Origin of the sequence: Flintibacter muris (assembly GCF_943192995.1) — a bacterium.
Lineage (GTDB): Bacteria > Bacillota > Clostridia > Oscillospirales > Oscillospiraceae > Lawsonibacter > Lawsonibacter muris.
In genome coordinates this window covers 52,538-71,381 of record NZ_CALPCP010000018.1, presented here as the reverse complement: position 1 = coordinate 71,381, position 18,844 = coordinate 52,538, and the positions used below count along the sequence as shown (strand labels likewise).

The 18,844-nt window shown below is 52.2% G+C and carries 17 protein-coding genes and 1 pseudogene; 12 read left to right on the top strand and 6 right to left on the bottom strand.

From position 1 onward, the window contains the following. Together NFS22_RS14075 and NFS22_RS14070 are read left to right on the top strand one after the other, a co-directional pair. A partial coding sequence (locus tag NFS22_RS14075; RefSeq protein ID WP_251318377.1) for a site-specific DNA-methyltransferase occupies positions 1-1,485 on the top strand: 1,485 nt, incomplete at its 5' end. Continuing rightward, positions 1,475-4,141, top strand: a complete 2,667-nt coding sequence (locus NFS22_RS14070) for a DEAD/DEAH box helicase (protein ID WP_251318376.1) — start codon at positions 1,475-1,477, stop codon at positions 4,139-4,141. The genes NFS22_RS14075 and NFS22_RS14070, both read left to right, overlap by 11 nt. A 72-nt stretch (positions 4,142-4,213) precedes the next feature. Here NFS22_RS14070 and NFS22_RS14065 read toward each other — a convergent pair whose 3' ends face one another. The 5 genes from NFS22_RS14065 to NFS22_RS14045 form a co-directional block, all read right to left on the bottom strand. Further along, positions 4,214-5,242: a type II TA system antitoxin MqsA family protein gene (locus NFS22_RS14065; RefSeq protein WP_251318375.1), complete on the bottom strand. Its 1,029-nt coding sequence runs from the start codon at positions 5,240-5,242 to the stop codon at positions 4,214-4,216. Between the two features lie 48 nt (positions 5,243-5,290). After that, positions 5,291-5,677 (bottom strand): hypothetical protein, encoded by a 387-nt coding sequence (locus tag NFS22_RS14060; RefSeq protein ID WP_251318374.1) that lies wholly within the window; start codon positions 5,675-5,677, stop codon positions 5,291-5,293. 127 nt (positions 5,678-5,804) lie between these two features. Beyond that, complete coding sequence (gene amrS, locus NFS22_RS14055) at positions 5,805-6,626, bottom strand: AmmeMemoRadiSam system radical SAM enzyme (protein ID WP_251318373.1); 822 nt, start codon at positions 6,624-6,626, stop codon at positions 5,805-5,807. Continuing rightward, entirely contained in the window at positions 6,623-8,011 is a 1,389-nt protein-coding gene (amrA, locus tag NFS22_RS14050) for an AmmeMemoRadiSam system protein A (protein ID WP_251318372.1), read from the bottom strand. The genes amrS and amrA overlap by 4 nt, the downstream gene beginning before the upstream one ends. A gap of 57 nt (positions 8,012-8,068) precedes the next feature. Beyond that, on the bottom strand, positions 8,069-8,824 hold the full coding sequence (locus NFS22_RS14045; RefSeq protein WP_251318371.1) for a DUF6076 domain-containing protein: 756 nt from the start codon (positions 8,822-8,824) through the stop codon (positions 8,069-8,071). Between the two features lie 303 nt (positions 8,825-9,127). Between NFS22_RS14045 and NFS22_RS14040 the strand changes: the two genes are divergently transcribed. The 5 genes and pseudogenes from NFS22_RS14040 to NFS22_RS14020 all read left to right on the top strand — a co-directional run bounded on the left by NFS22_RS14040 (position 9,128) and on the right by NFS22_RS14020 (position 12,881). Further along, positions 9,128-9,343 carry a helix-turn-helix domain-containing protein gene (locus NFS22_RS14040; RefSeq protein ID WP_251318381.1) on the top strand — a complete coding sequence of 72 codons (216 nt, stop codon included), beginning with the start codon at positions 9,128-9,130 and terminating at the stop codon, positions 9,341-9,343. A 179-nt stretch (positions 9,344-9,522) separates the two neighbouring features. Continuing rightward, complete coding sequence (locus tag NFS22_RS14035) at positions 9,523-10,095, top strand: helix-turn-helix domain-containing protein (RefSeq protein ID WP_251318370.1); 573 nt, start codon at positions 9,523-9,525, stop codon at positions 10,093-10,095. A 214-nt stretch (positions 10,096-10,309) separates the two neighbouring features. Then, the gene (locus NFS22_RS14030) at positions 10,310-10,744 is read left to right on the top strand and encodes a hypothetical protein (protein WP_251318369.1); all 435 of its coding nucleotides are present in this window, start codon (positions 10,310-10,312) and stop codon (positions 10,742-10,744) included. A gap of 52 nt (positions 10,745-10,796) precedes the next feature. Then, positions 10,797-11,487, top strand: a pseudogene (locus tag NFS22_RS14025) (site-specific integrase); the annotation flags it as partial. Further along, complete coding sequence (locus NFS22_RS14020; protein ID WP_251318368.1) at positions 11,463-12,881, top strand: tyrosine-type recombinase/integrase; 1,419 nt, start codon at positions 11,463-11,465, stop codon at positions 12,879-12,881. The pseudogene NFS22_RS14025 and the gene NFS22_RS14020, both read left to right, overlap by 25 nt. A gap of 346 nt (positions 12,882-13,227) precedes the next feature. On the opposite strand, the gene NFS22_RS14015 is transcribed toward NFS22_RS14020, so the two are convergent. Further along, a complete protein-coding gene (locus NFS22_RS14015) occupies positions 13,228-14,724 on the bottom strand; it encodes an RNA-binding domain-containing protein (RefSeq protein ID WP_251318367.1) in 1,497 nt (498 codons plus the stop codon). Between the two features lie 381 nt (positions 14,725-15,105). Here NFS22_RS14015 and NFS22_RS14010 point away from each other — a divergent pair, with 381 nt between their 5' ends. The 5 genes from NFS22_RS14010 (at position 15,106) to NFS22_RS13990 (ending at position 18,700) form a co-directional block, all read left to right on the top strand. Next, complete coding sequence (locus NFS22_RS14010) at positions 15,106-15,489, top strand: MerR family transcriptional regulator (protein WP_160570079.1); 384 nt, start codon at positions 15,106-15,108, stop codon at positions 15,487-15,489. 45 nt (positions 15,490-15,534) lie between these two features. Continuing rightward, a complete protein-coding gene (locus NFS22_RS14005) occupies positions 15,535-16,917 on the top strand; it encodes a putative periplasmic lipoprotein (RefSeq protein ID WP_160570078.1) in 1,383 nt (460 codons plus the stop codon). 147 nt (positions 16,918-17,064) lie between these two features. Continuing rightward, positions 17,065-17,580: a MotA/TolQ/ExbB proton channel family protein gene (locus NFS22_RS14000; RefSeq protein WP_160570077.1), complete on the top strand. Its 516-nt coding sequence runs from the start codon at positions 17,065-17,067 to the stop codon at positions 17,578-17,580. Then, on the top strand, positions 17,546-17,869 hold the full coding sequence (locus NFS22_RS13995; RefSeq protein ID WP_251318366.1) for a hypothetical protein: 324 nt from the start codon (positions 17,546-17,548) through the stop codon (positions 17,867-17,869). The genes NFS22_RS14000 and NFS22_RS13995 overlap by 35 nt, the downstream gene beginning before the upstream one ends. A 64-nt stretch (positions 17,870-17,933) precedes the next feature. Beyond that, a protein-coding gene (locus NFS22_RS13990) for an IS5 family transposase (protein WP_420908868.1) occupies positions 17,934-18,700 on the top strand; the annotation gives its coding sequence in 2 pieces (ribosomal slippage) (positions 17,934-18,294 and positions 18,294-18,700; 768 coding nt in all). Positions 18,701-18,844 lie beyond the last annotated feature (144 nt).

The window sequence follows — 18,844 nt, the reverse complement described above, 5'->3', positions numbered from 1 at the left end:
GACCCGGACACGGAAAATATGCTCATCCACGGGGACAACCTCCTGGCGCTGAAGGCACTGGAGAGCAAGTATGCCGGACAGGTAAAGTGCATCTACATCGATCCGCCCTATAATACCGGCTCCGCGTTTGAGCACTACGACGATAACCTGGAGCACAGCCAGTGGTTACAGTTGATCCGGCCTCGTCTGGAGATTTTGTGGCGGCTTTTGTCTGAGAACGGCAGCCTTTGGATTAGCATTGATGATGACGAGCGGGATTATTTGAAAGTCCTTTGCGATGAAATATTCGGCCGAAACCAATATATAACAAGCATGGTTTGGCAAAAACGATATTCTCCAGACATACGAACGGCAATCAGTGATGCACATGAATACATACTGTGTTATGCTAAAGACCCCAAAATATTCAAGGAATCTCGTAACCTTTTACCGTTGACTGAGGCCCAAACCAAACAATTTACTAATCCAGATAATGATCCTCGTGGGTTGTGGAAAGCCATTGATTTTACAGCTCCTGGCTATCGACCAAACCAGATGTATGAAATACAACTACCGTCTGGCAGAATTGTAACTCCACCTGCTGGCCGTTGTTGGAGAGTTACAGTAGATGGTTTTAATCAATTCAAATCTGAAAACAAAATGTACTATGGAAAGGATGGTAACGGGGTTCCTTCGGTAAAAAGATTTCTATCTGAAATGCCAGGTATGGTTCCATGGTCTTGGTGGGAACATGATGAAGTTGGTCATTCACAAGAAGGAAAAAAAGAAAGTCAATTCCTCTTTGGTAAAGATAATACTTTTACTTCTCCAAAACCGGAACGCCTGATTGAACGCATTATTCACATCGCCACCAACACCGGCGACTTGGTTCTCGACTCTTTCCTCGGCTCCGGCACGACCGCTGCCGTTGCCCACAAGATGGGTCGCCGGTACATCGGGATTGAAATGGGCAGTCACGCATACACTCACTGCAAGGTGCGTTTGGACAAGGTGATTGCCGGGGAGGACCCGGGCGGGATCACCAAGTCCGCCAAATGGGAGAAGGGCGGCGGGTATCGTTTTTACGAGCTGGCCCCCACTCTCATCAACGAGGACGCCTTCGGGGAGGCGGTCATCAACCCGGATTACGATGCGGACATGCTGGCCGCGGGCGTGGCGCTCCATGAGGGCTTTACTTACCATCCGGACAGCAAGCTGTTCTGGAAGCAGTCCTCGGGCAGTGAAAAGTCCTATCTGTTCGTCACCACCCGCCATTTGAACAGCGATTATCTGGACTCCATCCAAAGCACTATGGAGGAGGACGAATATCTCACTATCGCCTGCTGCTCCTACGACAAGGGGTTGGACAGGGTCTATGACCATATCACTGTGAAGAAAATACCCCAAATGCTCCTGGAGCGCTGCGAGTTTGGCAAAACGGACTACAACCTGAATATCGTACATCCCCCAGTGTATGAAGACGAGGAGGAATACGATGCGGAGTGATTTTCCCCTGTATACCACGGACTACATCAGCGGCGTCATGTCCCTGCGCAAGCCTCAGAAGGAATCTCTCAAAATCCTGGCGGAAATCGTAAACAGTGTGCAGCTGCGCAAGGATATGAATCTGAATGCGGCCCTGGGCGCCGTCCACGCTATGTATCCCATCTGCTCCGATTTCGAGCGGGAGTTTCTCTCCCTGACCTTCGCCCTGGCTACTGGGGTAGGCAAAACCCGGCTGATGGGGGCCTTTATCGCCTATCTGTATACCCAGCACAACATCAGGAATTTTTTTGTTGTCGCCCCCAACACCACCATCTATGAGAAGCTGAAAAAAGATCTCAGCGACAACAACAGCCCCAAATATGTGTTCAAAGGGCTGGGCTGTTTCTCCGCCCTGCCCCAAATCATCACAGACGACGATTACAGAGAAAAACCCATCTCCCTGTTTGAATCGGATATCCATATTTTTGTCTATAACATCGACAAATTTAACAAGGAAGAGGCCAACATGAGGCGGGTGAACGAGTTCATTGGCAGCTCGTTCTATCAGTATCTTTCCAGCCTGCCGGACCTGGTGCTCATTATGGACGAGTCCCACCACTATCGGGCGGAAAAGGGTGCCCAGGCCTTGAACGAACTCCACCCGCTGTTGGGTCTAGAGCTTACCGCCACGCCTCTCGTCACCAAAGGAGCGAAGCAAGTTCCGTTCAAGAATGTGGTGTATGAGTATCCCCTGTCCAAGGCCATTGAGGACGGATATACCCGCACCCCCTTCGCCGTGACCCGCTCCGACATTGACTTCTATAATTTTGGCGACGAGGCGCTGGACAAGCTGATGCTGACCGACGGCATCACCTGCCACGAAAACGCAAAGCGGAAGCTGGAGCTGTACGCCGCCAACAGCAGCACTCCAGACAAGCCCGTTCGGGTAGTAAAACCTTTTATGCTGGTGGTCTGCAAGGACACTGCCCACGCCGCCTGGGTGGAGGACTACATCCGCTCCGACGAGTTCCGGGATGGAGCCTACCGCAATAAGACCATCGTTGTCCACTCCAAGCAGAAGGGCGCGGAGAGCGAGGCCAACACCCGCCTGCTGCTGGATGTGGAGAATCCGGAGAACCCGGTGGAAATCGTCATCCACGTCAATATGCTGAAAGAGGGCTGGGACGTCGACAACCTCTACACCATTGTGCCTCTGCGTACCGCGGCGTCCAAAATCCTGCGGGAACAGATGGTGGGCCGGGGTCTTCGTCTGCCCTATGGGGCGCGCACCGGCGACCGGGATGTAGACGCGGTCATGCTGACCGCCCACGACAAGTTTGCCGACATTCTGGCCGAGGCACAGAAGGGCGACTCCATTTTCAAGGCGGGCAACATCATCAAGGCAGAGGAGATCATCCCGGAGCAGGTCACACACACCCAGCTTGCCCTTGACCTGGAACCGAACAAGACACTGGAAACCGCCTATCAGCAAACCGGAATGCAGAAGTCCGACGCCGCTGACGCTCTGCTGAAAACTACAGTGGAGCTCATCCAGCAGGCCGTCACCGCACAGATCCAAACCGCCCTGGAGCACACCGTAACCCCCGCTCAGGCGCAGAAAATTGTGGCAGAGGTGAAGGAGAAAGTCTCTGAGGACAAGGATCTGGGAGATGTTTTCCGGGAAAACGAAATGCCCCTCACCGCCTGGATGCTGTACCAGACCGAGGAAACCCACCGCGCCGCACAGTCCGGATTTATTCCCATCCCCCGTATCAAAATCACGGACGCTGGAGTGGAGGAATATGTCTTTGCCGATTTTGATTTAGACCTGACTGAGTTTACCCACGTGCCGATCAAGAACGAACTGCTCATTCAGAACCTGGAGGATATGCAGGACAGGCAGAGGATCAAGGGTGACGCCATTGATTTTGAGGGGTACAACCCCAAGAAGGTAATTCTGGAACAGCTCCGCAATAAACCGGAAATCGACTACATGAAATGCTCCGCTCTGCTGTTCAAGCTGATTACACAGCTCTGTGACCATTATGAAACAGCGTATGGCACAAACGGGATGCAGAACATCGTCATGATGTACAAGCGGGATATTGGAAGCAAAATCTATCAGCAGATGATGCGGCATTTCTACTGTGAGAACGGATTCCTCCAAGAGGAGGTCGTGGGTACCAGGAACTACAACATGCAACAGAGCTACCAGTTCAAAGAAAAGGTTGGTCTGTATGAGGATTTTACAGAGGACATCCGCTCTGTGCTTTTCACCGGAATCAAAAGGGGTGTTTTCACCACAGCAAAGTTTGACAGCAAAGAGGGCGAATTGACTCTTGCCCGTGTGCTAGAATCAGACGACGACGTCCTGAATTGGCTCCGCCCTCATCCCAAGGAGTTCAACATCACCTATAACCACGGGCACATCTATGAGCCGGATTTTGTTGTGGAAACAGTGCAGATCATCTACCTGGTTGAGGTTAAGGGCGAGGATAAACTGAACGATCCTGATGTGATCGCCAAGAAAAAACGCGGTGTACAGTACTGCAAGGCGGCCTCCCGCTGGGGCAAGGCAAACGGCTATAAGGAATGGCGCTATTTGTTTATCCCATCCAAACAGGTTCTGCCGAGTTCAACTTTTGTGCAGTTAGCGAAACGATTTCAGGAATTGTGACCTATTGTTTCATTTGTGGGGAAATTTAGTAACATAAAAGGGAAGAGGATATTCCTCTTCCCTTCTTCCAATCTAAGAAATTGATAGTTCTTTTGCGTATTGATAATGAATGATATCTCTTTCCACCGTTTCAAGATATGCTTTTTCTTTATGCATACGGGCAACAATTTCATCTTTTGAATCTTTTCCACAAACTTTGATTACTTCATTCAAAATCGAAATATCTTCTTCCGTTAAGTGTTGGAACTCATAACCCTTTTTTGATAAAAACTTATAGCCAATCCTATCATCGGGGAAATCAATTTCTTCATACTCGACACCATCCAGCGCCATTATAATGTTGTGCCCGATAGGAACTGCTCCCATCGTAAGTTTTTGATACGCCAGCCCCGTCAAAGAGCGTTCCGAGCGTTTATAGGCAAGATTATCTGCATACCATAACATTTTCATCAATTTCACTTTATAAAGTGCAATCACTTCTTTCGATGCCGCAAAAAACTGTATTATGTCTTTTATTTTAGGTATACTTAATTCCGTACCACCGCAATAAATCGCATCTCCATTCATCTCCGCATATTCTGCAAGAAGGGTTTTCTGCAGATAATGGTCGCCACACTCAAGAAAAATTGACTCAGCTTTACTTTTATATTTTTGATACACCTGGGGGACAAATTTTTCTTTGCTTTTATCCAATAACTGTAGAAACCACTCCGGATCATCGTCAATTTTTCTCAATATGGTATCATGGGCAACGTCCTGCACTTGATGGCTTTCATATCTTGTAATTGTCTTTCCTCCCCAACCCAAAATTGTTGCCAAATCTGTCTGCCCTATGGAATACTTTCTGCGAATCTCGCAAATCTCTTGGGAGGTCAGTAATCCTACCTGCTTCCGATACGCATCTTTCATTACATTATCATTGGTGGAAATCATGCCTTCTACCGCATAAAGTTCATCCGCCTGTCTACAATAATCATAGGTAGCTTCGTATTGTATTTTTTGATTTTTAAATATATTTGTTTCTAATACCCTTACTGTTTCAACTTCATGCTCTTCCATACAGCAAGGACACAACCGGTATTCTTTCTTAATAATTTCCATATTCTTACCTCCGCCACCTCCATAAAATTACTCGAACCATCCTCAAACTCAGGCGTAAGGGAAACGTTCTTCGCTGAATGGGGTCTGCGCATAATGGAATGACATCACAAAAACAGTATGGTTCCCCCCACATGCTACATTCAGCAGTTCTACCCGAACCTTAATGTAAACCTCCGCTTCTCCAGTATATGTTTTCCCAAATTCCCGCATTTCACTACGATTCGGAAATCTTGTGTCTCGAACCGTTTTAATGTAATTCGCTACCGTCAACGTCTGCAGTTCCCGCTTCAAAACCGTATTAGGGTCTTCGTCCGGGAACAAATCCGACATGGTAAATTTATTGGTATACTTAACATTACGATTCGCGTCCACACTCCGCTCATTTTGAAAGTTTATGATTGCTCCGTTCCCTAAGGCCAACTTAAGTTTCGCCAAGTAAGCGCTGACTTCCTCATAGCTCTCAATTCTGCTTTCCCCCACTAATATCACCCCGCGCCCTGTATATTGTATCAATTGATACCTCTATTGTAGCACATTTCTTATTTTTGTCAACCTGCTACTACTAACAATTTCCCGTATAGACAAAGGACAGGTACCCCCTCGCCACATCGGCCAGCCGGTACACCCGCTCCACCGGCGTAGGAGGTTTGTCCAACATTCGATAACGAGAGAAAAACCGGGACAGGTGCAGCGGGATGCTCTGGTCTATCGACGCCAGCCACCGGGCCAAGTTCCTGATTTCCCCCTCGCTGTCGTTCTCGTTGGGAATCAGGAGGGTGGTCACCTCCACATGGCACCGCTCTGCCGCCAGGACAATGGATCGCTTCACCGTTTCCAGATCGCCGCCCAGCCGACCATACCACTCCGGGGTAAAGCCCTTCAGGTCGATGTTGGCAGCGTCGATCAAAGGAAGCAGCTCCCTCCAGGGGGCCTCCTCAATGGTGCCGTTGGTGACCAGCACGTTGACCATTCCCCGCTCACGGACCAGGGCGGTGCAATCCCGGACGTACTCATAGCCGATCAGCGGCTCGTTATAGGTGTAGGCCACTCCGATGTTGCCGTAGGGCCGTAGCTCCAACGCCTTGTCCGCCAGTACCTCCGGGGAAACCTCCGCTGTCTCAAGCTCCCCGTCCCCGGACATGGAGATCTCGTGGTTCTGGCAGAAGGGACAGCGCAGATTGCATCCGAAGCTGCCCACGGACAGAATCTTGCTGCCGGGATGGAACCGCCGCAGGGGCTTTTTCTCGATAGGGTCCAGGGCCAGGCTGGCCACCTTGCCGTAGTTCAGCGGGACGATTTTTCCATCCCGACAGGTCCTGGCCCAACAGAAGCTGGTCTGTCCCTCGTACAGGTTGCAGCGGTGAAAACACAATTCGCAGATCATGTGTGCCGCACCACCTCAAACCGCTCCAGGGTGTACTTTTCCCGGGAGCTGATGCCGCCCTTCTGCCGGGCAATGTCGATCTGCCGCTCCACCGTGTCCACCCCCTCCAGGTCGGGCAGCAGCAGCCCCCGGCGACCGCCGCAGGAGACAATCACACCATATTTTTTCACATCCAACTGGTCTGGGGAGGAGATGAGCTCCGGCTGGCCCAATACGTCCACGCTGTACTCCAGGTTGTCCAGCTCCGAAATAGTCACCGGCGGGAAGCGCGGGTCCCGGGCGCAGGCGGAGACGGCGTTCTGCACGATCTCCCAGGCCACGCTTTCCGTGGTCGGCCCGGTGGTCCCGATGCAGCCCCGGAGCTGACCGTGGGCGTGGAGGGAGACAAAGGCCCCTGCGGCCTGGCCGGTCATTTCGTCAGGCAGGCCCTCCGGCAGCCGCTCCAGTTGCTCTCCTGTTTTCACAAAGGTCTCCAGGGACAGCCGGGCCAATTTGACCCAGGGGTCCTCGGCGGCCTTTTTCTCCGCCAGACGGGCGCGCTCCAGTTCTGCGCACTGTGCACCAAACCGGCGGTTCTCGTCCCGACCAGTGACAGTGAAGGTGGCCACCCCGTAGCCCACACCGGTAACGCCCTCATAGCTGAGGAGCTTCGATTCCACAGCTCGTCCGTCCAGCGCACCGGCCATGATCTGGAAGGAGCGCAGGCCACACTCCGCCGCCCGGTCACAGAGGGCCGGATCCATAGTCAAAAAGCGCAGGAAGTCTCCGGCGGCCATCGCCTCGGTGACCTGACGGTCGAACTCCGGTCCCTCCGGGGCAAAGCCGTAGGGGCCGTCGTCCTTCAGCTTGTGAGACAGGTCGCCGCTGGCGATGAACACCGCTCTGCGGCCCAGATTTTCCACCGCCTGAGCAATACACTGTCCCAGCCGATAGTGGTCCAGTGGCGAAAATCCGGACAGGCCAATGCGGAGGATGAGGCAGTCCACCCCGGCCTCCCGCAAAAAGTACAGCGGCACGAAAGTGCCATGGTCCAGGTACGGGTCCCGCTGTCCCAGCGTCCCGACTTGGAGGCCGGCGGCTTCCCCACAGCGGACGATCTCGTCCCGCAGCGGGGCGTCGTATTCCACAACCATCTTTGTCTCAGATGCGCCAAAAGCGGACATATCCCCGGTGACGCCCCGGCCCGGCGAGATGTGGAAGTAGTCGGCATACATGATCTGGTGGGGCGAAGTAACGATCAGCACCTCCGGCTCCCAGTCCGCCGCCTGTTTCGCGGCGGCCCGGTAAGCGTCGATGGTGGTCTGGACCTCCTGCTCCCGCCCGCGTCCCACTGCGGGAATGATCAGCGGCGGGTGAGGGACAATCACTGCTCCAAGAATAGACATGTCAAATCCTCCTTACCAAAATAAACTGCACCTGTGTCTCCAAAGATAGGGCCGCGCTCACTGACGGTTCAGTTTCTCTCGCAGCTGCTCAATGATCTGTGCTTTCAGCGCCGCGTCGATCTCCGGCGTGATCTGCTCGATCGCGGCATCCCGGTCAGCCGCCGCCTGTGTTGCCCAAGCTTTGAAGTCCGCCTCACTCATGTTCCCCTTCATATAGCGGGCGTAGTATTTTTTGTACGCCCGTTTGTAGAGCTTCCAGGTTTCCTCGTCCTGAATCTTCTTTTCAAAGACCACCCGCGCCCCTGCCTCCCGGCAGGTCTTGCTCTCCTCGCCGGGCGCAATGCGCTCGCAGTACATCGCCCGGTCTCCCTGCTCATGAAGGAACCATCGTCCGCACAGACGGCACTGCCGGGGCGCGTTGCCACGAAGGATTGCCTTACCCAACTCCACGTAGAGGAAGTCATGCAGAGAAGAAAAAGTGTACCGCTCGGCCATAATTCCGGTATTCGTTCCTGTAACATGAAAGGCAAAGCACATGGAATTGCTGACGGACTGCTCCTCGGGATAGAAAAAGGAGTCTGAATCTATCGCACGTTCTCTCACATAGGGCTGGAGATGACTGCCGAAGGTCTGGAGCTGATGCTCCAGCTCATGCATCAAAGGAATGCCGTCGTTGGAGACAGGCCCAATATCCTCTCCGATGAAAAACGCCGTCACCGCAGCGCCGTACTTAAATGGGCCCTGGTCTCCAACCCAATATTCTGTATCACCAAAGTCCACAGTCAGCGGGAAAGTCAGTTTTGGAAAATCCATCCGAATTTCTCCTCTCGCAAAATAGACTATCATTTTATTTTTATCTATTGACAATATTGCTCTGCTGTGTTACGATAGCCGCATCGGTGAGTAGACTATATCACATCTGAAAGGAATAGTCAACTACCATCTGCACCTCGACAACTGAATACCCACCACCGGAGTTCATACTCCCTGAGATAAGCAGCGCCAAGACCTCCGTAGCGGAGTGAGCGTGCCAACAGAGTGAAAACGCCGCAGACGACCTGGGGCTGGAAGGTGTACGGTGCGTGGCCAACAACAAAATTACAGAAAGGAAACAAAATGAAAATATCTCAATTCAAAGACTACAGTGAACTGCCGCTGTTCCTCAATGCGGAACTGGTGGCGAAGGTGTTGGGCGTATCACCATCCAGTGGCTACGAGCTGATGCATGAATCGGGTTTCCCGGTGCTGAAAATCGGCAACAGGATGGTGGTGCCCAAGGAGAAGTTCATCCAGTGGGTGGAGCAGAACACGACTGGAGGGTCGCAGCTATGAGGCGGCGAGCAACGCCTATCGGGTGGCCTCGCCGTAACCCGCGGCACTATCGTTTCGCCGTACCCAACGCAGTGTGGGAGTACAAACTCAAGCCGGTTGAATTCACAATTTTTTCCTACCTCTGCTATCGCCGCGCTCCCAGCGCACTCACTCCGGAGGTAATCGCAGCAGGCGTCCACATGACGGCAAGTACAGTGAAAAAATATCTGGAGGCTCTGGTTGACAAAGAACTCGTTACGGCTGAACGGTCTCTTGCGCTGGACGTTCAGTGCATCACCAGCGAAAAATTTTTCACTCTGCCCAACGAGGTGTTTCTGCTACGACTTCCGCCCTCTGCGTTTATGGTCTACGCCTACCTGCTGCTGATCGAGGACAGACGGACGCACACTTGCCACCCAAGCTACAACACCATCGCCACCGCAACAGGGCTGGCAAAGAACACCGTAATGAAAAGTATCGGTACGCTGTTGGAGATGGGCCTCATCACCGTGGAGTCCAGCAGCTACTTCGACAAGCGGGGGATGAAGTGGAAGGGCAACAACCTCTATACAATCCAACCAATGAAGCTGGTGGTAGATGCGTTCCACCAGCGGCAGCTCCGTCACCTGGAGTTGGACACGGAGCGTAGACGTGTCCTCCGACGGCAAGCGGAATACGACCGCTGTCACCCCAGAGCGGCCCTGTGTGCCCCGGACTCCGCTCCGGCAGCACCTGACCCGTCCCAACAGTGCAAGCCGCTGTGCGCCAGTTGAACGCCAGTGTACGAGGGGACGGTGAGAAGCAGGATAAAAGCGTGCCGCCTTGTTGGCGCCCCGCTGGCCACTTCTGCCCGCAGTGCGGGCAGTTTGCGGGGGTGCAGAGTGACCTCATTCCAGAGACGAAAAAGGGCGTTTGACCTCATTTCAGCCCTTGTCCTTAGAGCGGTCGGCCTTTCCCCGGCACCAAACACACAATTTGGAGGATATTATGGGAAAATCAGAAAACACGCACAAAATGACCATTCGGCTGTCCCCAATCACGGAGTTCCGATTGGAACGGGACTATCGTCTGGATGGCAGTCGAAGCAAAAACGAATTCATCGAAAAAGCTATCACCCACTACCAGGATCTTCTTGAGGCGGAACAGAACGAAATGCTCCCCGCGGCGATTCAGTCCGCTATCGACGGGCGGCTGGGGATGTTCGAAGACAGGCTGGCCCGGCTCCTCTACAAGCTGTCAGTCGAGATGGACATGGGCATAAGCGCCGTCCTCGACTGCATTCAGTTGGATGCGGACTACCTGCGGAAGCTGCGCTCAGACAGTGTGAAGCACGTGAAGGCCACTAATGGACTGCTGACCTTTGAGCAGAAGGTCAGAGAGCGACCAGATGATGAAGATGGTGATGACCAGTGGCCAGACTGATTGTCAAAAGTCCCTACATCAAGGGTAGCGGCGCTGGTGGCTTTCTGAAGGTCTGCTGCCCGCCAATCCTGCCGGTCAGGTGATGCCGCCCAAGGTGTCAAACAAATCGAAGCGTATTCTCAACAATGAACAGTTGGACACCCTCATGACAGCGATTCGCAGGGATAACCTATGGCATGACTTCTTCTACACCGAGCTGACCACAGGCCTGCGGCGGGGAGAGCTGTGCGGTCTCAAGTGGTCCGACTTCGACAGCAAAGCCGGGACGCTGAAAATCTGCCGCACCATCCGCTCCGGAAAGGGCGGCACGCTGGAAGCGGGGGACACCAAAACCTACGCCGGAAAGCGGACGATCCTGCTGCCCCACAGTACGATCCAGCTTCTGAAAAAGAGGAAAGAAACCGCACTGACGGAGTGGATATTTCCCGATTTATTAAATCCTGAGAAACCTACCCATCCAGCGGGAGCCTACCGGCAGTTGAAGAAGTTTCTGGCGGAGGCGGGATTGCCCGATATTCGCTTCCATGATCTTCGTCACACATTCGCGACCCATGCACTGGCTGGAGGAGTAGACGCCAAGACCCTGTCCGGTATCTTAGGACACACCAAGGCCAGCTTCACACTGGATACCTACGCCCACGTCACGGGAGACATGCAGCGCCATGCCGCCCAGGTCGTGGGCGATTTCATACAGGATATTCTCTAAGGAGGTGAGCTTATGGCAAAGCGAAAGAGCAGCCGCGGGGACGGCAGCATCCATAAGAGGAAGGATGGCCGCTGGGAGGGCCGATACGTCATTGGCCGCAATGAGAAAGGTCTGCCCAAGACAAAGAATGTGCTGGCTAAGACTAAACGGGAGTGTGAGGCAAAACTCAAGGCGCTGCGGGACAGCATCCGAGGCGCTGAGCCGGAGCGGCCCAAGGCGGACATGACCTTCGGAGCCTGGATGGACCGCTGGTATCAGACGGAGTGCAAGCCGGCAATCCGCCCCAAGACCCAGGCGGACTACGAAAACCGTATCTACCAGCACATCATCCCGGAGTTGGGGCATATCCCGCTGGTTAAACTCACCCCCGGCGACCTCCAGCAGTTCTATATCCGGCTCAAGCAGGGAGGGCGGCTCCTGCGTACAGAAGAGTACGGCCCCGGCCTCTCGGACCGCATGGTGAAAAGCTGTCATGTGACCTGCCGGGTAGCGCTGGACAGGGCGATGACCCAAGGGCTGATCCTGAAAAATCCTGCCCTCTCCTGCAAAGCGCCCACGACCCACCCAAGGGAAATGCAGGTGCTGAGTCAGGAGGAGATGCAGCGGCTGCTAATCCAGGCGAAAGAAAATGACTGCTACGAACTGCTCCTGCTGGAACTGTCCACCGGACTGCGCCGTGGGGAGCTGCTGGCCCTCCGGTGGGATGATTTGGACTTTCAGACAGGGGTGCTGCGGGTGGAGCGTCAGGTGCAGAGGGTAAAAGGATCGCTGGCAGTCACCCAGCCCAAGACTAAGTCCTCCAGCCGAAGCATCATCCTTCCGGCGCCCATCCTGGAGATTCTGAAAAACTATCGGCAGAACATCAATTCCCCGTGGATGTTCCCCTCGCCAAGAAAAGAAAATTCCCCTCTGGACCCCGCAGCGGTTCGAAAGAAGCTGGCCATCGTCCTGGAGCGGGCAGGCTGTAAGCACGTCCGCTTCCATGACCTCAGACACACATTTGCAACCAACGCACTGGAACATGGAATGGATATCAAGACCCTGTCCGCTGTTATCGGCCACGTCTCCAGCGCCACGACGCTGAACGTGTACGCCCACGTCACCGATGAGATGCGGCAGTCGGCTGCGGCCAAAATTGACCGGGCCATTGCAAGGGTGGAACCTCAGTCGGAACCGGCGGTCCCGAAAAAGCCCGCCCGGACCACCTTCCAGGCCGTCAAAGGAAAGTATCGCAAACCGGGGACGGGATGCGTCACGCAGATCAGCGACCAACTATGGGAGGGGCGCTACTCCCCGAAAGTCAACGGGAAACGCATGGCCCGGAACATCTACGCCCCAACCGAGGCGGAATGCGAGAAGAAGCTGGCCCAACTAATTGCACAGATGAAAGAGGAAATTGCTGACCTGCACGCCCAAGCCAAAGCCGGATGAAAATAGTCCAACGCCCTCTGGGACAAGAGTTTCCCGGAGGGCGATTTTTTCTCTGTCTGTGGCTGAAACTGTGGTCAGCGCAAAAGCGGAAAGGCGAGGATTTCATAAAGTCTCAGAAAAAGTTAAGAAAAACCGCTCTTTTCTCTCGAAAAGAGCGGTTTTCGTGGTGGACGATACAGGACTTGAACCTGTGACCTCCCGCACGTCAACCCAATTTGGGAGTTTTTTGTAATAATTTTTAATGGTTTATAGTCGTTTCCAATCCAGAACACTTGCTTTCCGACACTTCCTAAAAACGAAGTCTCCGTTATTTACAGCAGTGTCTGTGGCTGTTTGTGTGGTCAGACTATAACACGACCCAGCGGCCCTTCCGGCTGGAACCTTCCCGCTTGATGGTTCCATTCTCTTGCAACTCTTTCAGAATTCGTAAAATCGTATTTTTGGAAATGCCAAGATCCTCGGCCAACACACGCACAGTTACCCGGGGATCTTCTTGAATCGTAGAGAGGACCAGTTGCACTCGCTCAGTACGGCGATTCGGTGTAGCTTTTTTGGTCCCACTTTTGGTCCCATCTTTGGTCCCATTTGGGGACAGAAACTGAGGGTGAATGAAAATTGTCGTGCAGAAGGACAGTCGCTCAGGGTCTGTTTCAAAAATAGGTGCGGGAGAACCGTTGCGCTCCAAGGCATTAAGGATCTTCCGGAATCCCGTGTTTCGTCCCTCTGTCAGGTGCATTTCTTTCAGAAAATCCCCAATGCAACGGTTGCGGTACCTCCGGTTGAACACCTGATAGGTCCGTAGGCCCTCCTCCGAGATGGACCGATCTGCTCCCGGATGGCTGACGATCTCAATACGGTCAGGTAGGATGCGGACCTCAATGGGCTCCCGCACATCGTACCCCTTGTGATATATCGCGTTGCAGAGACTCTCTTCAATGGCGGCGTAGGGGTAATTGAAGAACCGTTCCGCCTCTGCCCTGTCTGGGAATTTGATCACCTGCTCCTGAATCACGCTGTTTCGGATATATTGAAGCGCCTCCCGCAGTTGCTGGTGAAGCGGCCCCTTGAATGTCTTTTCGATGATTTGATTCCCGCCCAAGTCCTCCGGGAACTGGACCACATCAATTTGAGCATAGGGAAAGAAACGATCCGGCTCCAGGCTGAAGAACATCAGCCCTACATTTTTCGGCTTGGTGTACTCCGGCAGGGTGTTGACGATGTTCATGCTCCGGCACAGGTCGACAAACTCCATGTGCTTTGATTCCTCATACAGGGAACTCTCTACCTCTTTGAGGTACGCTTGAATCAGCGTGAGGTTCAAATCGACGATGTCCGCCTCGTGGTTGATCCGGTCGTCAAAGGGGACGTTGTTTGCCAGATTGTAGAGGTCCCGTTTCTCTTCCTCAGAAGGCATGATCGGGCTGGACATTTTCCGGATATAGCAGATACGCTCCTTTTCCTCTCGAGCCATTGACTTGGGAGAGGAGTAGGGGCGCAGATACCCACCGGGTGCCCAGACTACGATGAATTTCTTGTCCTGGTAGTCTACCACTTCAACGATGGGCAGATACTCCGGCTGTATACGCTTGCACTTGTTGAGCATGTCCTTCAGATAGTCGTCTATTTTGTCTGCGGGAATGCCCTTCAAGGGATGAACCGGCCTGCCGTCTTTTTCCTCAACACCGATGACGAGGTAACCGCCGCCCCAGTTGTCAATGTCGTTGGCAAAGGCGCAGATCGTTTTGAGAGACGCCTCGGCATCCCAGGTCTCCTTAAACTCAATCCTGGCCCACTCAACAGCATTTCCAGCAAGCAGGGTCTTGATGTTGGTTGGTACTGCCAAGGTATGTCCCTCCATTCTCAACAGATGTATCGGATATCCATTTTACCCTATCGCCGAATCTTATACAAGCATTTTTGGGCGTATCAGCAAAAGTTCTTTGCTGATACGCCCTTATGGATTGCACCACCGTCTCCAAAGAGAATACACGCATATTCAGGACCACTTTACAATGCGTAAAGTGGTCCTGATCTGTCTTATACCCCTCCCCCTAAACTTCTCCCTATCAAATTCGCAAAAATTACACCGCTTCTGATGAGGATTTGGCTTCGCAAATTTCACACGGCTCCTGATGAAGGAGGCACTGCCAAAAATCCTCGCTAACGACCTTGACAGCCGATATCGGCCGGTCTTAGCATCAAATTTGAAAAGGAGAAATCAAAGATGAGCGGCAAGAAAGCCACTGGAAAAACCATCGGGGAGGTGGAAAAACTCACAGGGATTCCAAAGCGGGAACTGAAGTATTTCATCGAACAGAGACTGGTCCAACCTTCGCAAAAATCGGAAAGCGGCTATTGGCTGTACAGCAATGAGGATATCCTGAACGTACAGCTTGCGTCTCTGTGCCGGGAGCTGGACTTCCCTGTCCGGAGCATTCGAGCCATCCTCGAAGCTCCCTCCCGCCATTGGCAGACGGAGCTGGAACGGCAGATCGTCCGGCTGACAGAAAAGAAAGTCCGCACCGAAGCACAGCTTGCCCGAGCGGAAGCGCTGCGGCTCAACTGGAAAACGGCGGAGTGGGCCAGCCTGATCCAATCGTCCATCTAATCAAAGTGATCCATGCATCAAAATAAAACACATGGAGGTAATGTTATGAAAAAGAGATTTGCGATTCTGCTGGCAGCTGTCATGCTGCTCTCCGCCTGCAGCGGTACTGCTCCTGAGGGTATATCCTCGTCAGGGCAGCCGGGTAAATCTGAGTCCGGCACGGTATCTGCCCGCCCTTCCGGCGGAGATCCCGTCCAGTTCGATCCCTCTGCTACCTTGGAAGAAACTGTGCTGGTGGACGAAAGCGATGTGAAAATCACTGCCACTGGACTCAAATATACAGCTTATGATGTGAAGCTGAGCTTGGCCATTGAGAACAACAGTGACCAGAATCTGTCTTTCTACAGCGGTACCTTGGGGTACAGCTGCAACTCGGTCAACGGTTACATGGTGGACGACGGATATTTGAATGCCGACATAGCGGCGGGGAAGAAATCCAACGAGACGGTCAGCTTCAGTGTGGATGAACTCACCCTCCTGGGTATCAGTGATATTGCGGATATTGAGCTGGGCTTCCATATCACTGCCGATCGATACAACGACTATCTGCTGACCGGACCCCGGCAACTGAGGACCTCCATTGCTGACAGCTACGACTATAAGGCGGATACCTATCGTCAATCCATTGTCGACAATATATCCGCTCTTGGCTCTACTGTGGACTGCGATTCTGAGGAGGTTGTCTTCGATCAGAAAGGCATCCGTGTTGTCTCGCAGACGCTGGTCACCAACTCCAGTGGAAAACAGGCCCTGCTGGTGGAGGCGGAGAACACCACCTCTGATACAGTTTACATCGCTGTGGGAGATGTGGCCCTCAACGGGCTGAGTGTTCAAAGCGGTACATGGTCCACCGACTGGATCAGCGCAGGAAAACGCCGAATCATCACCATGAATCTCTCCAATATGCTGGACGAATCCTACCAGGTGGCGTTTGGTCTGGAGGCTCTTGGACAGGTTACATATACCATTGAGCCAAAAGACAGCGACCGGGATACGCTGGTGGTGCCGCAGTCACTGACTTTGACAGTTCCGGGCGGGAACGCCTCCTACGATCCTTCCGGAGAAGAGCTTTACCAGGAGGATGGGATCCATATTGTCTCCAAAGGCTTGGTGCCGGACTCTTTCGAACTCAGTGATGATATCCACCTCCTGCTACTGGTGGAAAATAGCACGAATCAGGTATTGGACTTTGATGTGGATTACGATTCTATATCTGTGAACGGATATATGACCGACTTTATCTGTTACAGCAGAACTGTGGCTCCCGGCGGCAGTGGTATACTGGACGTGGAATTGATGGGTTCGTCTCTGGAAGAAAACGGTATCACAGAACTGGAAAGTATTACAGAAGTGGAACTGACCGTCGAAGCCAAGAATGACAGCTATCAGACAGTCGCAAAACCCGTGGTGACAGCAAAGGGAAACTAATTAACCAAGATACTGCATGGCCGCCTATCTTCGGGTAGGCGGCCTCGGTTTTACGAATCGAGTTCCGTACTTCGCAGCCCCCTTGTTGACAAACACGGCTTTTGTAATATAATTGCTATGTACAAAACTGTCGAACGGAGGATTAGCATGGCAACTATTATAAATATTTTTTCCTCACCTGTTTCCTGGATTATTGTAGGCCTTGCTCTTTTCAACATATTTGAATGGTTCGGAACAAAGCACACAATTGCAAAGTTGGTAGAAATCAACCGTCCAGAAGCTAATATACGTATTGGACGACAGGCGAATATGAATATCACAGATGGTTGTGTAGACGATTTAATTAAGTATTCAAAGGATGCTTCAAAAAAATACACATTGTATATCAACATTACAGCTGTTTTTCCATTACTCGGTATTTTGGGTACTGTCATTTCCCTGATGAATTTGTCTAGTACAGATGCTATCTCTGCCAATTTTGAGACGGCTCTTAATACAACTTTGTTAGGCCTAATTTGTGCTATAGGGTTCAAAATCGGTGATTCATGGCTTTCAGCCGACTTAGAACGTGCCCTTGATGATGCCGATTATCTGATTCATCAACACGACGAGGAAAAGAGGATTCAGTATGCGACGCAGAAGGAAACGGGACATCGTTATTGAACTTACGGCTCTGCTCGATGTCATTATGATTATGATTTTCATGGTGATGAATGAGAACAGTAAGTTAGTTTCTGAAGCACAGAGCAAGCTTGGAGCAGTTCAGCAGGAGAATATCGAACAAGCTGGTAAAATTAGTGAACTGTCTGCGGAACTTACCGAAGCATTAGCGATGCTCGATGAAGGGAATCTTGATGAACTCTTCCAAAGACTTGAAAGTGCAGAAAGTAAACTCGAGGCATACCAAGCCTTAGATGATGAAATAATCATACTTAATGTTGCCCTTAGATAGTGTCTACACAAGGTAGAGGAATTGTGATAGAATGGAAGCATCAAAAAAGACGGGAGAGGAAAAGATGGATGCTTCCTATCACAGACACGACATAAGCGATCAAGTGTGGTCGTTGCTGGAACCCCATTTGCCAGGACAACGAGGCCAGTGGGGAGGAATCGCCCAGGATAACCGCCGATTTATCAATGCGGTGTTTTGGGTATTGCGAACCGGAGCGCCCTGGCGAGATTTGCCTCCCGATTATGGGAAGTGGGGCAGCGTTCATCAGCGGTTCATCCGTTGGCGCAGAAAAGGTGTTTGGGAAAAACTTCTGGAAATTCTGATCGACGAACCGGATTATGAATGGCTGATGATCGACGCCAGCCACATCAAAGTGCATCCCCAGGCGGCGGGGGCGACGGGCGGCAATCAGGATATGACCAGGACAAAAGGGGGCTCAACACCAAAATACATCTGGCCGTGGATGCGAATGGTATGCCAGTCCGAGTACTTATTACAGAAGGTACCCGAGCGGATTGCAAAGAAGCTGTCCACCTGATAGAGGGTATTTCTGCGGAAATCTTGCTGGCAGACCGTGGCTATGACACAAATGATATCCTGGCCTATGCGGTTTCGGCTGGAATGGAACCTGTGATTCCGCCCAAGAGGAACCGCAAAGAACAGCGTGACTATGATAAATATCTCTATAAACTGCGTCATTTGGTAGAAAACTGCTTCCTTACCCTGAAACGTTGGAGAGGTATTGCCACTCGTTATGCTAAGACCTCTGATGCCTTTATTGCTGCGGTACACGTCCGTTGTATCGCTATTTGGGCTGCTATTCGCGCTTAACTCATGTAGACACTATCTAGCAATAATTCAAATAACTCAATTCGCTATTTGTCTTATGGCAAAGTAGCTGACCCAAATGGCGAAAATAGAATTGAGATCCGGAATGATACTGATCGCAGCCGCGCTGAACGAAATCTGCGAATG

What these genes read in the sequence shown, in the direction of transcription:
- NFS22_RS14070 (WP_251318376.1), top strand. Translation starts at nt 1,475, where the DNA reads ATGCGGAGTGATTTTCCCCTGTATACCACGGACTACATCAGCGGCGTC.
- NFS22_RS14065 (WP_251318375.1), bottom strand. Translation starts at nt 5,242, where the DNA reads ATGGAAATTATTAAGAAAGAATACCGGTTGTGTCCTTGCTGTATGGAA.
- amrS (WP_251318373.1), bottom strand. Translation starts at nt 6,626, where the DNA reads ATGATCTGCGAATTGTGTTTTCACCGCTGCAACCTGTACGAGGGACAG.
- amrA (WP_251318372.1), bottom strand. Translation starts at nt 8,011, where the DNA reads ATGTCTATTCTTGGAGCAGTGATTGTCCCTCACCCGCCGCTGATCATT.
- NFS22_RS14045 (WP_251318371.1), bottom strand. Translation starts at nt 8,824, where the DNA reads ATGGATTTTCCAAAACTGACTTTCCCGCTGACTGTGGACTTTGGTGAT.
- NFS22_RS14040 (WP_251318381.1), top strand. Translation starts at nt 9,128, where the DNA reads ATGAAAATATCTCAATTCAAAGACTACAGTGAACTGCCGCTGTTCCTC.
- NFS22_RS14035 (WP_251318370.1), top strand. Translation starts at nt 9,523, where the DNA reads ATGACGGCAAGTACAGTGAAAAAATATCTGGAGGCTCTGGTTGACAAA.
- NFS22_RS14030 (WP_251318369.1), top strand. Translation starts at nt 10,310, where the DNA reads ATGGGAAAATCAGAAAACACGCACAAAATGACCATTCGGCTGTCCCCA.
- NFS22_RS14020 (WP_251318368.1), top strand. Translation starts at nt 11,463, where the DNA reads ATGGCAAAGCGAAAGAGCAGCCGCGGGGACGGCAGCATCCATAAGAGG.
- NFS22_RS14010 (WP_160570079.1), top strand. Translation starts at nt 15,106, where the DNA reads ATGAGCGGCAAGAAAGCCACTGGAAAAACCATCGGGGAGGTGGAAAAA.
- NFS22_RS14005 (WP_160570078.1), top strand. Translation starts at nt 15,535, where the DNA reads ATGAAAAAGAGATTTGCGATTCTGCTGGCAGCTGTCATGCTGCTCTCC.
- NFS22_RS14000 (WP_160570077.1), top strand. Translation starts at nt 17,065, where the DNA reads ATGGCAACTATTATAAATATTTTTTCCTCACCTGTTTCCTGGATTATT.
- NFS22_RS13995 (WP_251318366.1), top strand. Translation starts at nt 17,546, where the DNA reads ATGCGACGCAGAAGGAAACGGGACATCGTTATTGAACTTACGGCTCTG.